Raw genomic sequence first — 12,596 nt, 5'->3', positions numbered from 1 at the left:
CGTCCTAGCGGGCGCCGCCGGCCACGGCGGGCAGGATGGTGACGCTGTCGCCGTCGGCGAGGGCGGTGGAGATGCCCTCCAGGAAGCGGACGTCCTCGTCGTTCAGGTAGACGTTGACGAAGCGGCGCAGCTCGCCGCCGTCGAGCAGCCGGGCGGCGATGCCGGGGTGGCGGGCGTCGAGGTCGGTGAAGAGTTCCCCGAGGTTGCTGCCGTTGCCCTCGACGGCCTTGGCGCCGTCGGTGTAGGTGCGGAGGATGGTCGGGATGCGGACCTCGATGGCCATGGGTGCGCTCCTGTGCGAGTCGTGGAGATGGGTGGGCCGCAGCGGGCGCGGCGGGGCGGAGGGTGTCCGGGGCTCGGCGCCGCCGGGGAGGTGGCGGGGCCCGGGTGGGGCGGGGCGGCTCTCAGCGGGAGCGCGCGGGCGTGCCGGGACAGATCGCGCCGGCGTGCCGGCACAGGTCGATGTGCAGGCGCGCCACGAGGCGGGTGCCCGGGGCCTGGTTGCTCACATCGACGGAACGCATGGGCTCATCGTATAGATTCCCGGGCCCGCTTCGACATGCCCGTCTCGGGATCCGGATGTTGTTGTTTCGGGTGTTGGGATTCCGCCGGGACGGCACGGGCCCGCCGACCGCTCGCGGCGGGTCGGCGGGCCGCGCCCAGGTGGGTGCCGGTCAGGCCGGGTAGGCCTCGACGACCTGGACGTCTTCCTCTGTGATCGCTCCGTCCACGATGCGGAACGAGCGGAACTGGTAGGGGTCGTCCTCGCCGTTGCCCTCGGCGGTGGAGACCAGGACGTAGTGGGCGAACGGCTCGGAGGCGTAGCTCACGTCGGTGCGCGAGGGATAGGCCTCGGTGGCGGTGTGCGAGTGGTAGACGATCACCGGCTCCTCGTCCAGGTCGTCCATCTCGCGGTAGAGCTTGAGCAGGTCGCCCGAGTCGAACTCGTAGAAGGTGGGCGAGCGGGCCGCGTTGAGCATCGGGATGAACCGCTCGGGCCGGCCGCTGCCGGCCGGTCCGGCGACCACGCCGCAGGCCTCGTCCGGGTGGTCGGCGCGGGCGTGGGCCACGATCCGGTCGCGGAGTTCTCGGGTGATGGTCAGCATGGTGGTCAGGATGCCACGCCCCGGCAGGCGTCCGCCGGGGCGTCCGAGGCCCGGTCACCGGGTGTCCGCCACCCGGTCGCGGGCCCGGGGTTCAGCCGCCGCTGCCCGCGTGCAGGTGGTCGTGGGCGGGGCCGTGGACGGACTGCGGATTGCGGCGCTTGAGGACCTGGTAGCCGATCACCAGCGCCAGCGCCCAGACCGGGAAGACGTACAGCGAGATCCGGTTGTCCTTGTCGAGGGCGATCAGCACCACGACCATGGCCAGGAAGGCGAGGGCGGCCCAGCTGACCCAGGCGCCGCCGGGGGCCTTGAAGGTGGGCGGCGGCAGGTGGCCGGCCCGCCAGGCCCTGCGGTAGCGGATCTGGGAGATCAGGATCATCGCCCAGGTCCACAGCCCGCAGACCGTGGCGACCGAGGTGATGTACTCGAACGCCCGTGCCGGGACGAGGTAGTTGAGCACCACGCCGGCGCCCATCAGCAGGCAGGAGAAGGTGATCGCGACGGCCGGGGTGCGGCGGGTGTTGAGCTTGGTGAGCCGCCCGGGGGCCTGGCCGCGCAGGGCGAGGTCGCGCAGCATGCGGCCGGTGGAGTACATCCCGGAGTTGCAGGAGGAGAGGGCGGCGGTGAGCACCACGAAGTTGATGATGCCGGCCGCGGCCGGGATGCCGATCTTGCCGAAGGCGGCGACGAACGGGCTGACGCCGGGCTGGAACTCCCGCCACGGGACCAGCGACAGGATGATGACCAGGGCGCCGATGTAGAACAGCGCGATGCGCCAGGGCAGGGTGTTGATGGCGCGCGGCAGGGTCTTCTCGGGGTTCTCGCTCTCGCCCGCGGTGACGCCGACGAGTTCGACACCCAGGTAGGCGAACATGACGATCTGCAGGGTCATCACGGTGGCGCCGATGCCCTTGGGGAAGAAGCCGCCGTCCTGCCACAGGTTGGTGATCGACGCGGTGTCACCGGCCTTGCTGAAGCCCAGGGTGAGCACGCCGATGCCGATCAGGATCATGCCGATGATGGCGGTGACCTTGACCATGGAGAACCAGAACTCGATCTCGCCGAACAGCTTCACCGAGATCAGGTTGGCCGCGTAGAGGATGACCAGGAAGGTCAGCGCGCTGGCCCACTGCGGGATGCCGGGCGCCCAGAACTTGACGTACACGGCGGCGGCGGTGGTCTCCGCCATGCCGGTGACGACCCAGAACAGCCAGTACGTCCAGCCGGTGACATAGCCGGCGAAGGGGCCGAGGAACTCCCGGGCGTACTCGGCGAAGCTGCCGGAGACCGGGCGGTAGGTGAGTAGTTCGCCGAGGGCGCGCATGATCGCGAAGATCACCAGGCCGGCCACCGCGTAGGAGAGGATCAGGCTCGGTCCGGACTTGGAGATCGCGGTGCCGGCGCCGAGGAAGAGGCCGGTGCCGATCGCGCCGCCGATCGCGATCATCTGGATCTGGCGGCTGCCCAGCCCCCGTTCGTAGCCCTCTTCGTCCGGTTTCGCGTCGACCACCTGGTCGTATATCTGCTCGGCCATGGTCACCGTCCTGGGTGGGTCTCGTTTGTGGGGAGAAGTCGTACCACGCCCGATCCGGATACCGGTGTTCATCTGAGCGATATTTGAGCATGTCCTGCTAGCTTTTGCCCGTTTTATGGAAAAATGCCCCGGCCGATCGTCCACATACTGGACGGAGTGGCCGGGGCTTGCCCGAAAGCGGGCAGGATCGACGGGCAGGGCACGCCGGGCGGGGCGCACGGGCAGAGCACGCCGAGCGGAGCGCACGGACGGAGCACGCCGGGCAGGACGGTGGAAGCCGCCCGCGGTCAGTCGGTGATCGCCTCCAGCAGCGACTCCTGGAGCGCCCCCAGCCACAGGTAGGCCATCACCAGCGGCTTGCGCTCGTCGCCGTCCGGCAGCCCGTAGAGGCTCTGCTCGTCCTCCTCGGCGATCTCCAGCCGCGCCCCGAGGGTCAGCCGCAGGTCGTTGAGCGCGCCCAGCCAGCGCAGGCAGTCGGGGGCGGCCAGCTTGAGCACCCCGCCGCCGCCGAGGCCGTCCAGGCTCCGGACCACCTGCAGCGCGTCGTCCCGCTTGCGGGCCCGCAGGTCCAGCTCGGTGTAGCGGCGGAACTCGGCGGCCGCGGCCCGCGTCTCGTCGTCCTCCGGCGCGCCCGGGCCGCCGTAGGCGTCCGGGAAGAGCCGGGCCAGCGCCGGATCGGCGGGGGCCTCGGACGGGCCCTCGGCGAACAGCGCCGCCAACGGGTCGTCGCCCGTCCCGCCCGGGCCGGGGCCGATCAGCTCCAGCATCTGCACTTCCAGCGAGCGCAGGATGGAGGCCTCCACCTCGTCCAGCGCGATCGCCGCGCCACCATCGCCGGTGCTCTCGAACAACCCAGCCATCTGTATCGGTCAGCCCGTCTTCGTCGTCTTCGGCCGCGCCGCCGGGCCGGCGGGCGGTCAGTCAGCTGTGCACCGCTGGGCGGTCAGTCGTGCTGCAGCGTCGCCCACAGGCCGTAGCCGTGCATCGCCTGGACGTCCCGCTCCATCTCCTCGCGGGAGCCGCTGGAGACCACCGCCCGGCCCTTGGTGTGCACGTCCATCATCAGCTTCCGGGCCTTGTCCTTCGGGTAGCCGAAGTAGGCCTGGAAGACGTACTGGACATAGCTCATGAGGTTGACCGGGTCGTTGTGCACGATGGTCACCCACGGCGTGTCCGGTTCCGTCACCGGCTGTCCTTCGACCTCCGGGCGCTCGATCTCCACGGGCGCGACACTCACCGCGGGGCCTCCTCGCTGCACACTCGTCCGTTGCTCCTCAAGCCCCATGCTGCCATCCGGGGGACACCCGGGCGATTCCGACCCGGGTCACACCGCGAGAAATCGTCACTCTGACGCTAAGTGGTAGTAGCATCATCCGCATGGACGCCACTTCAGTGCGCGCGGCCGGTTCGACCGCGCTCCTCACCGACCGCTACGAGCTCACCATGCTGCAGGCCGCCCTGCGCAGCGGGGCCGCGCACCGCCGCTCCGTCTTCGAGGTGTTCACCCGGCGCCTGCCCAGCGGCCGCCGCTACGGCGTCATGGCCGGCACCGGCCGGGTGCTGGACGCCGTCGAGAACTTCCGCTTCGACACCGCCCAGCTGGACTGGCTGTCCGACCAGGGCGTGATCGACGAGGACACCCTGCGGTTCCTCGCCGACTACCGCTTCCGCGGCGACATCCACGGCTACCCCGAGGGCGAGGTCTACTTCCCCGGCTCGCCGGTGCTCACCGTCGAGGGCAGCTTCGCCGAGACGGTGATCCTGGAGACGGTGATCCTCTCGATCCTCAACTTCGACTCCGCCGTCGCGGCCGCCGCCTCCCGGATGACCGCCGCGGCCGGCGGTCGACCGGTGATCGAACTGGGCGCCCGCCGGGCCCACGAGCAGGCCGCCGTCGCCGCCGCCCGGGCCGCCTACGTGGCCGGCTTCGCCGCCACCTCCGACCTGGAGGCCGGCTACCTCCACGGCATCCCCACCACCGGCACCTCCGCGCACGCCTTCACCCTGGTTCACGACAGCGAGCGGGACGCCTTCCGGGCCCAGGTCGAGTCGATGGGCAAGGGCACCACCCTGCTGATCGACACCTTCGACCTGCGCGAGGCCGTCCGCACCGCCGTCGAGGTCGCCGGGCCCGAACTGGGCGCGGTCCGGATCGACTCCGGCGACCTCATCCTGGCGGCCCACCGGGTCCGCCGTCAGCTGGACGAACTGGGCGCCGACCAGACCAGGATCATCGTCACCTCCGACCTCGACGAGTACGCGATCGCCGCCCTCGCCGCCGCCCCGGTGGACGGCTACGGCGTCGGCACCAGCCTGGTCACCGGCAGCGGCCACCCGACCTGCGCGATGGTCTACAAACTGGTCGCCCGCGCCGAGACCCCGGACGGCCCGCTGGTGCCGGTGGCCAAGCGCGCGGCCGGCGGCAAGACCAGCATCGGCGGCCGCAAGTGGGCCGCCCGCCGGCCCGACGCCGAGGGCGTGGCCGAGGCCGAGGTGGTCGGCACCGGGCCGGTCCCCGAGGAGCTGCGGCCGCACCTGGTGCAGGTGCCGCTGGTGCTGGCCGGCGAGGCCGTCGGCCGCGAGCCGCTGGCCGCCGCCCGCGACCGGCACGTCCGGGCCCGGGCCGCGCTGCCGCTGTCGGCCACCCAGCTCTCCAAGGGGGACCCGGTCATCCCCACCGAGCTGATCGACTGATCCGCCCGGGGCCGGGCCGGGCCGCCCCGGGCCGGGCCGCCCCGGGCCGGGCCGCGCCGCTCCGATGCACCCTGCTCCGGTCCGCCCCGGGCCGCCGTCCGCGCCGGCCGGCGGCGGTCCGCGCGGCCCGTCCCGGACTCCCGTCGCACCCGCCGCGTCGGGAGTCCGAAGACGGACCCCAAGCCTTCCGCACCCGCGCGCCACTCCCTAGAGTCAGCCGTAGAGTTCCCCTGGAGTTCCTCCCGAGCCATCCGGCGTTCGCGAGGACCCCGCCACCGGGGCGCACCGCCCCCACAACCGAGGATGCGAGCCATGCACCGGGCACTGATCGTCGTCGACGTGCAGAACGACTTCTGCGAGGGCGGCAGCCTGGCCGTCGCCGGCGGCGCCGAGGTGGCCGCCGCCATCACCGACCTGATCGCCGAGTCCTCCCCCGGCTACCAGCACATCCTCGCCACCCGCGACCACCACATCGACCCGGGCGGGCACTTCTCCACCGAGCCGGACTACGTCACCAGTTGGCCGGTGCACTGCGTGGCCGGGACGGAGGGGGTGGGCTTCCACCCCAACTTCGCGCCCGCGGTGATCTCCGGGGCGGTCGAGGCGGTCTTCGACAAGGGCGCCTACTCGGCGGCCTACAGCGGCTTCGAGGGACTGGACGAGAACGACCGCGGGCCGGTGGAGTGGCTGCGCGAGCGCAAGGTCGACGAGGTCGACGTGGTCGGCATCGCCACCGACCACTGCGTACGGGCCACCGCCCTGGACGCCGCCCGGGCCGGCTTCACCACCCGGGTGCTGCTGGACCTCACCGCCGGCGTCGCGCCGGAGACCACCGCCGCCGCGCTGGAGGAGCTCCGGGCGGCCGGGGTCGAGCTGGTCGGCGCGCCGGTGGTCCGTCCCACCTGAGCGTTCGTACGGAATGCGGAGCGCGGACGAGCGTTCAGCAAAGGCCCGGACGCACGTTCATCCGGAGCGCGGACGAGCGTTCGTACGGAGCGCGGACCGACCTCAGGCCACCATCAGCTCCACCACGTCCGTCCCGCCGACCCGGTAGGCCTCGCGCAGCTCGCCACCGACCGCGTCCGGGTCGGCGGCCAGCCGGGCCCCGGAGACGTACACCACCCGGATGCCCAGGTACTCCATCCGGTGCTGGCCGCCCCGCACCCAGGCGGCCTCGCCCTCGCTGACACAGCGAAGGTCCGAGTCCACCTCGACCGCGACGCCCTGCTCCGGCCAGTAGAGGTCCGGGACGCCGATGTAGGTGCCGCCGCGCATCCGCAGCTCCGGGGTGGCCAGCGGGGCGGGCAGCAGCCACTCGTCCACCAACCGGTCCACCTGCTCCAGCACGAAGTCCCGCTCGGCGGCGAGGAGTTCGTCCAGCGCGGCGCGCACCCGGGGCTCCCCGGTCAGCCCGGACTCGACCAGCTCGGTGGCCAACTCCCGTACCGTGCACCGGGCGTCCGGTCGGGACACGGCCTCCCGCAGCAGCTCACGGACCGGCACCGGGGCGCCCGCCGGAGCGCCGTCCACCGTCCACTCGGCCAGCGCGTCGGCAACCGCCCGGGCGACCGGCGCGCAGGCCAGGCCGTGCACCGAGCGGGCCTCCAACTCCCGTTCGGTGCGCCGGATCCGCACCTCGCCGGCGTCCTTGAGCCGGCGCTGCCGGGGCACCAGGACGTCCACCCCGGTCACCGCGGGCAGCCGGGGCACGGCCGCGAAGCCGTACAGCGCCAGCGCGGCGGCGCCGGTGATCACCGCGCCCTCCCGGCGGCCCTCCTCCCGGCCGTTCTGCGCCGCGTACAGCAGCGCGGCCCACATCCGCTGCTCCGGGGTGGGCTCGCCGGACTGCAGCAGGTAGACCCGGGGCAGCAACCGCTGCCAGGGGCCGCCCCGGCGGCAGTGCTCGGTGATGACCCGGGCCGGCACGCCCCGGGCGCGCAGCTGGCTCGCGGTGACGACGTTCTGCTGACGCTGCGCCAACTCCTCGAGGGACGGCGGCGGCGAGGGGATCCGGTAGCTCATGCGCTCACCATCCCCAACCCCCGCGACCCGCGTGCGGCAGCCTGACGCACCGTTACTCAACCGTCGCCAAAGCGGGATCAGCCTGCACTAAAGTCCTCATACCCTCACTCATTTGGAGTAAATGACGTTCATATGGCTATCGGATCTGATCGAAAACGACTGCCGACCTGGCCGCCTGACCCAGAGTGATCAAGGGCATACGGCGAGGGACCCTCCGGGCGTCAATCACACCTCTCGGATTGCCTAGGCTTACGTCATGTCACGTGACGAGACCGCCGGCCTCCGCGCGGCCCAGCTCCGCCTCGGCCGTCTGCCCGGATACGTCCGCCGCCCGGACCCGGCCCGCCGTAGCGGTGAGAAGGGCCATACGTACAAGAAGGGCTGGGAGGTCCGCTTCACCGCCCGGAGCGAGGCCGAGATAGCAGAAATCCGCGACCTCGTGGTCGCCGCCGGGTTCGCCCCGGCCAGACCCTTCTTCAAGGGGCACCAGCTCATCCAGCCGGTCTACGGCATGGCCGCCGTGCAGGCCTACCTGGCCGCTAGACAGGCGGCCGAGGAACACGCCGAGCGGGTCGAGCTCGGCCGCCGGCGGCGCGCGGCCGGGGCGCGCTCCGGCGCGACGCACACCGGAGGGGCGCACCCGGGCGGCGGGCACGCCGCTGGGGGGCACGCGACCGGCCCGCACACCACCGGCCTGCACGCGACCGGTGGCCATGCCGCGGGCACGCACCCGGGCGGCGGGCACACCACGACCGCCCACGCACCCGGAACGCCCGGCACCCACCGGTGCGAGCGCGAGGAGGCCGCCGCAGGAGCCGCCGCGGCGGCGGCGGCCGCGGCCGCCGCGGCCGCCCAACTCGCCCGGCGGCGGGCCGTCGAGGCCTTCCCCGCCCAGGTCGAACGCGGCCACACCGCCGACGACCGGATCTCCCCGACGGAGGCGCTCCCGAACTCCTGACCGGGCGGCCCCGCGCCGCCCCGCCCCGCGCCCCGGTCGCCGCAGGCCGCCGGGGCGCGTTCGACGCCCCCACTCCCACCCGCCCCGGCGCAACCCCCGCCGTGAGTGCGGTTGCACAGGTGGTAGTGCGGACGCGACTTCGCGCCCTGGGCGTGGACGCCGGACCCGGCAGGCCCTACGGTGGCACCTCAACTGCCGTGCGACCACCGCCGTCCCACACCCTCTGACCAGCCGCGACACGCTCCGAGCCGCACTCCCGGTCGCATCCCAGCCACGCCCCCAGCAGCACTGCGCAGCACTCCCCCGACCGGTCCCGACCGGCAGTACCGCCGCCACACCGCACCGACCGCCACCGGAACCGGACGAGCGGCGGCGGGTTCCGGGCATTCCATCAGATTGGTCACCCAGCGCACCGAGGGCCTACCGTAGAGTGAGCACAGACGATCGACCGTCAGAAACCCATCTCCCTTGCCGAGAAGACGAGATGACCAACCGTCAAACGAGCGCCGCCGACCCTCCCCCGATGGTCGACGAACCGGAGGACGTACCGCTGGAGTTCGCGGCCTTCTGCGAACTCCACCGCCCCCGGTACCTCAGCTACGCCCGGGTGTGGCTGACCGAGCACGCCGACGCGGCCATCGCCGTCCAACACGCCTTCGCGGAAATCGCCGTCCAATGGCGGGAGTTGCTCACCAGTCCGAACCCCACCGCGCTCGCCTGGCAGATCCTGCGCGGCACCGTCGCCGACCACACCCGGCAGGCGGCCGCCGCCGAACCCGACCACCACCCCGCCGACGACGACCTGGCGATCCTCCACTACGTCGTCGGCCTCGCCGCCCCCGAGATCGCCGACGTCATCGGCACCGACACCGCCAGCGTCGCCGGCCGGCTCCGCCGCACCATGCTCCGCGAGGCCTCCGGCTGGTGAGCCGCGGCGCCAGGCCCGGAGGCGGCCCCGGAGCCGGTCTCAGTCCCGGCATCAGACCCGGCCTCAGGCCCGCCCGCCGGTCACATCGACCAGGTGGTGCACCGGGTCGTGGATCAGGTAGCGGGCGAAGGACTCGACGGTGAACCGCGCCCCGTCGCTACGGGCCCCGGTCCGCCGCCACTGCTCCCCCGACACCCCCTCGAACGCCACCGCCAGCGCCTCCCCGGCCTCCGCCAGCTCCACCGCCACAAGCTGCGGCCGCTGCTCGCGGTAGCGCTCGGCGACCGCCGTCTCGTCCTGGTCCCAGTTCGGGAACAGCGGGCCGTCCTGATCGAGCATCAGCCGCAGCCGGACCAGGAAAAGCCGGAAGACGTCCCGGACGTGGCAGGCGTACTCCAGATCCGACCAGACCTCCGGCCGCGGCCGGCGCCGCAGCCCGTCCTCGTCGCCCGCCAGCACCGTCAGCCAGGCCGCCGCATTGGCCCGGATCATCCCGGCGACGTCCGCGGGCACCACCCCGGGGGTGTCCAACCCGCAGTCGACGCAGGGGCGTTCCAGCACCCAGGTCCAGTCCTTGGTGTCGGGGGCGATCGCGTCGGCGGGGCTCACGAGGTGCTCAGGAGTGCTCATGGGCCCAGCATGGCCGCCCCGTGGACCGGCCCACCAGCGGCAAGGGCGCCAGCGAGCGCCGAAATGCTGCCAGGCCGGGCCGTCCTCGCGGTCAGGCCTGTCGCCCTGGTCAGGCCGGTCGGTCAGGCAGGTCAGGCCGGTCAGGCCGAGTCGCGCTCGTACTCCGGCCGGGCCGCCAGCAGACCGCCCAGGTTCTCGCGGCTCCACTCGCACACCGCGTCCATCGGCCCGAGCAGCGTCCGCCCCAACGGCGTCAGCGCGTACTCGACCCGCGGCGGATTCCCCGGGTACTCGGTGCGGACCACCGCGCCGTCCCGCTCCATCGAACGCAAGGACTCCGTCAGCACCTTCGCGGTGATGCCCGCCAACGGCACCCGCAGCTCCGAGAACCGGCGCGGCCCGCCCTCCAGACAACGGATGATCCGCCACGCCCACTTCCGGCTGCCCAGCACCGGCACCGACCGCACCGGACAGTCGGCCGGGAAGAAGTCCGCCGGCAGCGGCGGCGGCACGGTCTGCGTCATGCTACCGACCGTACCCGGGCGACCGGGTACGGCGAGGACGGTTCCGTTGAAGTAACCGGCACCCTCCGGTCTACCGTCACCGCACCGGCGGACGACAACGCCCGCCACCGGCCCACCGGAGACCCCCATGAACAGCACCGCACCCCAGCAGCACCGCGCGGACGTCATCGTCTACGGCGCCGGCGGACAGGTCGGCCGCGCCGTCGTCGCCGAAGCCCGCCGACGCGGCCTCACCGTCACCGCCGCCGTCCGCGACCCCGAACGCCACGCCGACCTCGCCGCCGACGGCGTCACCCTGGTGCGCTGCGACGTCACCGACCCGTCCGCCGTCGCCGCCACCGCCCCCGGACACCCCGCCGCCGTCAGCTCCGTCTACGCCCCCGACACCCCCTCCGCCGAGTTCTACCGCGCCGCCACCAGCGCCCTCGTCACCGGCCTCGGCCGGGCCGGCGTACCGCGCCTGCTCAGCGTCGGCGTCGCCACCACCCTGCAGACCGCCCCCGGCGTCGCCGTCCACGACGACCCCGAGTTCCCCGAGGCCTACCGCACCTTCTCACTCGGCCACACCGCCGCCCTCGACCTGCTGCACGCCTCCCCCGCCACCCTCGACTGGGTCGTCGTCACCCCGCCGATGGACCTCGACCGCACCGCCCCCGGCACCGGTCACTACCGGGTCAGCGGCCCCCGCGTCCTCGGCCCCCGGATCGCCCAGGCCGACCTCGCCCTCGCCATCGTCGACGAACTCACCACCCCCACCCACCACCGGGAGCAGATCGCCGTCGCCGAATAGGCCCCGCGCCGAAAGTCCCGGCACCCTGGGCGCCCGCCAGGCCCACCACTGGGACGACCGCCACCGGGACGTCCCCCACTTGACCGCCGCCTTACGCGACGACCGGCTCGGCACCACTCACCGACCCGGCCCCCCGTAGGGCGGCTGCGGCGGATACGGCGGCGCCGCGGCCACCGCCCGCTTCCGCCGCCGCGACATCACCACCGCAGCCGCCGACGCCCCCACCACCACGGCCCCGGCCGCCACCGCCGCGACCACCAGCCCGGTCACGTCACCACCCCCACCACCGGACCCGGCCTCGGGGGCCGGTGGCACGGACGGCTGGTCCGTCGCATCGGTGTCGTCGTCGCTCGGCGGCGTGCCGTGCGATTCCACCCGCTTCAGCAGCGGATTCTCACGGGGTCCGTCGTCCACGGCCGGGTTCGCCGCCAGCGCCTTCGCGGGCGAGACGGTCCCGTAGCCGTAGTGGTTGTTGGGCACCACCGTCCCGTTGGTGGGAGGGGTAGCCGTCTTGATCATCCGATTGATCACCTGCCCGGCAGACAGGTTCGGGTACTTGGAGCGGATGAGCGCGGCGGTCGCGGAGACGTACGCGGTGGCTTCGGACGTACCGTCTCCAGCGCCATAACTCGTCGACGATTTGGCCGTGGCGAGGTAGATGTCCACACCAGGCGCGACGAGTGTGGTCTCCGGACCTGGGGTGGAACGGTCCCATACACCCCCATTGGAGTCCACGGCTCCTACGGCCACAACCCCTGGGAAGGCTGCCGGGTACCGAATGCCGTCCAAGTCCTCGCCGAAGTTTCCGACGGCGGCGATCAGCACGACGTCCTTCGAGACTGCGTAGTTGACGACCTTTCGCAACTCCGAATCGAGGCGGAACTTCCCTCCGAGAGACAAGTTGACGACCTTCGCACCATGGTCGACCGCAAAACGGATCGCGTCCGCGAACCCGGTCTGCTGGGGGTTGGAGCCATCGTCTTCCGTCCCCACCTTCACCGGAAGGATCTTGGCCTTCGGGGCCAACCCCATGACCCCTGCTTGCGTCCCGTGCCCGTGCCCCGCAATCAGGCTCGCAATTCCGGTGCCGTGGCCCTTGTTGTCCACGCGACCGTCAGAATTTCCACCCGAGTAGTCGGCTCCGGGCAGGACCTGCCCGGTCAGATCCTGGTGATCCTGATTCACCCCGGAGTCGATCACTCCGACGACAACCCCGTCGCCCTCACTGACCGACCAGATGTCCGACTCAGCGCCGAAGGTCTTCAGTGCCCACTGATGGTCTCTGATCTGATCAGCTGACGCTCCTGGTGCGGCAGCGGCCCAGACCAATGCCCCCGCGGCGAGAACCGCAGTGCCGCGCGCCAACAGGCGGCTCGTCAAACCCGGTCACCCCAACTCAACATTCAGATC

General features: G+C 72.5%; 15 protein-coding genes. 5 read left to right on the top strand and 10 right to left on the bottom strand.

Annotated elements, in window-relative coordinates:
- Positions 1 to 4: 4 nt before the first annotated feature.
- The 6 genes from ACZ47G_RS23860 to clpS all read right to left on the bottom strand — a co-directional run bounded on the left by ACZ47G_RS23860 (position 5) and on the right by clpS (position 3,877).
- Positions 5 to 283 (bottom strand): MoaD/ThiS family protein, encoded by a 279-nt coding sequence (locus ACZ47G_RS23860; RefSeq protein WP_360496886.1) that lies wholly within the window; start codon positions 281 to 283, stop codon positions 5 to 7.
- 121 nt (positions 284 to 404) lie between these two features.
- Positions 405 to 524, bottom strand: coding sequence for a putative leader peptide (locus ACZ47G_RS23855; protein ID WP_317621128.1), 120 nt, complete (start codon positions 522 to 524; stop codon positions 405 to 407).
- Positions 525 to 674: 150 nt separating this feature from the next.
- Positions 675 to 1,106 carry a M67 family metallopeptidase gene (locus tag ACZ47G_RS23850; protein ID WP_465745730.1) on the bottom strand — a complete coding sequence of 144 codons (432 nt, stop codon included), beginning with the start codon at positions 1,104 to 1,106 and terminating at the stop codon, positions 675 to 677.
- Between the two features lie 91 nt (positions 1,107 to 1,197).
- On the bottom strand, positions 1,198 to 2,640 hold the full coding sequence (locus ACZ47G_RS23845; protein WP_465745728.1) for an amino acid permease: 1,443 nt from the start codon (positions 2,638 to 2,640) through the stop codon (positions 1,198 to 1,200).
- A 287-nt stretch (positions 2,641 to 2,927) separates the two neighbouring features.
- Positions 2,928 to 3,500: a DUF2017 domain-containing protein gene (locus ACZ47G_RS23840; protein WP_465745726.1), complete on the bottom strand. Its 573-nt coding sequence runs from the start codon at positions 3,498 to 3,500 to the stop codon at positions 2,928 to 2,930.
- Between the two features lie 83 nt (positions 3,501 to 3,583).
- The gene (gene clpS, locus ACZ47G_RS23835; RefSeq protein WP_030284071.1) at positions 3,584 to 3,877 is read right to left on the bottom strand and encodes an ATP-dependent Clp protease adapter ClpS; all 294 of its coding nucleotides are present in this window, start codon (positions 3,875 to 3,877) and stop codon (positions 3,584 to 3,586) included.
- Between the two features lie 140 nt (positions 3,878 to 4,017).
- Here clpS and ACZ47G_RS23830 point away from each other — a divergent pair, with 140 nt between their 5' ends.
- Together ACZ47G_RS23830 and ACZ47G_RS23825 are read left to right on the top strand one after the other, a co-directional pair.
- Positions 4,018 to 5,334 carry a nicotinate phosphoribosyltransferase gene (locus ACZ47G_RS23830; protein ID WP_380463720.1) on the top strand — a complete coding sequence of 439 codons (1,317 nt, stop codon included), beginning with the start codon at positions 4,018 to 4,020 and terminating at the stop codon, positions 5,332 to 5,334.
- A 312-nt stretch (positions 5,335 to 5,646) separates the two neighbouring features.
- On the top strand, positions 5,647 to 6,240 hold the full coding sequence (locus ACZ47G_RS23825; protein ID WP_465745723.1) for an isochorismatase family protein: 594 nt from the start codon (positions 5,647 to 5,649) through the stop codon (positions 6,238 to 6,240).
- A 102-nt stretch (positions 6,241 to 6,342) separates the two neighbouring features.
- On the opposite strand, the gene ACZ47G_RS23820 is transcribed toward ACZ47G_RS23825, so the two are convergent.
- Positions 6,343 to 7,356 (bottom strand): hypothetical protein, encoded by a 1,014-nt coding sequence (locus ACZ47G_RS23820; protein ID WP_465745721.1) that lies wholly within the window; start codon positions 7,354 to 7,356, stop codon positions 6,343 to 6,345.
- 256 nt (positions 7,357 to 7,612) lie between these two features.
- On the opposite strand from ACZ47G_RS23820, the gene ACZ47G_RS23815 reads away from it, so the two are divergent.
- Positions 7,613 to 8,314, top strand: coding sequence for a hypothetical protein (locus tag ACZ47G_RS23815; protein WP_465745719.1), 702 nt, complete (start codon positions 7,613 to 7,615; stop codon positions 8,312 to 8,314).
- A 484-nt stretch (positions 8,315 to 8,798) separates the two neighbouring features.
- Entirely contained in the window at positions 8,799 to 9,242 is a 444-nt protein-coding gene (locus tag ACZ47G_RS23810) for an RNA polymerase sigma factor (RefSeq protein ID WP_465745717.1), read from the top strand.
- 63 nt (positions 9,243 to 9,305) lie between these two features.
- Here the strand turns inward: ACZ47G_RS23810 and ACZ47G_RS23805 are convergent, their stop codons facing one another.
- A complete protein-coding gene (locus tag ACZ47G_RS23805) occupies positions 9,306 to 9,872 on the bottom strand; it encodes a DinB family protein (RefSeq protein WP_465745715.1) in 567 nt (188 codons plus the stop codon).
- A 140-nt stretch (positions 9,873 to 10,012) separates the two neighbouring features.
- Entirely contained in the window at positions 10,013 to 10,396 is a 384-nt protein-coding gene (locus ACZ47G_RS23800) for a winged helix-turn-helix transcriptional regulator (protein WP_465745713.1), read from the bottom strand.
- 127 nt (positions 10,397 to 10,523) lie between these two features.
- On the opposite strand from ACZ47G_RS23800, the gene ACZ47G_RS23795 reads away from it, so the two are divergent.
- Positions 10,524 to 11,186, top strand: coding sequence for an NAD(P)-dependent oxidoreductase (locus tag ACZ47G_RS23795; RefSeq protein WP_465745711.1), 663 nt, complete (start codon positions 10,524 to 10,526; stop codon positions 11,184 to 11,186).
- A gap of 117 nt (positions 11,187 to 11,303) precedes the next feature.
- Here the strand turns inward: ACZ47G_RS23795 and mycP are convergent, their stop codons facing one another.
- The gene (gene mycP / locus ACZ47G_RS23790) at positions 11,304 to 12,566 is read right to left on the bottom strand and encodes a type VII secretion-associated serine protease mycosin (RefSeq protein WP_465745709.1); all 1,263 of its coding nucleotides are present in this window, start codon (positions 12,564 to 12,566) and stop codon (positions 11,304 to 11,306) included.
- Positions 12,567 to 12,596 lie beyond the last annotated feature (30 nt).

Source organism: Kitasatospora sp. NPDC030952 (genome assembly GCF_055571335.1).
This window is presented reverse-complemented; position numbering and strand designations above follow the sequence as displayed.